At 44.8% G+C, this 1,251-nt stretch carries 1 protein-coding gene; it reads left to right on the top strand.

What is annotated here, in order from left to right:
- Positions 1 to 1,172: type VI secretion system tip protein VgrG (locus FTU38_RS16725; RefSeq protein ID WP_180111905.1), on the top strand; the 1,172-nt coding region annotated here is incomplete at its 5' end.
- Positions 1,173 to 1,251: the final 79 nt, after the last annotated feature.

Genomic DNA, 1,251 nt, shown 5'->3' with positions numbered 1-1,251 from the left:
CAGGCAGCAATGACAATGACACGGACTCTGCATGGGTCGATGTACTGACTCCATGGGCCGGTGAAGGCTATGGCGCACGCTTCTTGCCACGCATTAATGAAATCGTGGTCATCGATTTCTTTGACGGTAATATCGACCGACCATTTGTGGTGGGGCGGATACATGAAGCACAGCGCAGTCCGACCCAATTTGATGGTAAAGGCAAACTGCCAGACACCAAAAAATTGGCTGGGATTAAAAGTAAGGAAGTCCAAGGCGAAGGCTTTGGGCAACTGCGCTTTGATGACACGACGGGACAAATATCAACACAATTACAAAGTACCCATGGTGCCACTCAGCTCAACCTCGGTAACCTTAGTCATCCCAAAGAAACCGCAGAAAGTGCAGGGCGAGGTGAAGGTTTTGAACTGAGAACCGACCAATGGGGCGCAGTACGTGCAGGACAAGGGCTTCTTGTCAGCACACACCCACAACAACAAGCAGCGGCAATGCATCTCGATGCACAAGCTGCAAAAGATCAAATCGAAGCCAATTTAGACAGCAGTAAAGCCTTAAGTGAAGTGGCGAAAAATCAACAAACTGACCCACTTGAAGTCTTGGATAACCTGAAAAACTTCCTTGGACAAATCGAAAAAGGCAGTAAAGAAAAAGCTGATGCCTTTAAACAAGCCTTAATGATTTTATCTGCACCAAACTCAATTGCTGTGAGTAGTCAGGAAGATATTCATCTTTCAGCGGATGGGCAGATCAGCCAAAGTGCAGGCGATAGCATCAACCTCAGTAGCCAAAAATCTTTAATTGCCCATGCACAAAGCAAGATCTGTCTATTTGCAGCACAAGAAGGCTTAAGAGCTTATGCTGGTAAAGGCAAAGTTGAAATCCAAGCGCAAGGAGATGGGGCGGATCTGATTGCACGAAAGGGTATTCAAATTATTTCCACGGAAGATAAAGTTGAAATCAAAGCAAGCAAAAAAATTGTTTTAGTTGCTGGTGGTAGTCAGATTGAAATTAGTAGTGCGGGTGTATTGCCTACTACTAGCGGTAAGTTTGAGGTGAAGGCAGGGCAGCATAAGTTTGTGGGGCCTCAACAAGTAAATGTTCCAATCACAACCTTGCCAAATGAACGGCTTTGTTGCACAAACCTATCGTTAAGGGCTTATTCCACAATATAATTTTCAAATGAATAAGCCCACACCTAAAATTTACCGTACTCTCAATTGGTCTACATACAACCGCGCACTTATTAATCGT

It is taken from the genome of Acinetobacter sp. YH12098 (assembly GCF_013419235.1).
GTDB lineage: Bacteria > Pseudomonadota > Gammaproteobacteria > Pseudomonadales > Moraxellaceae > Acinetobacter > Acinetobacter amyesii.
This window is presented reverse-complemented; position numbering and strand designations above follow the sequence as displayed.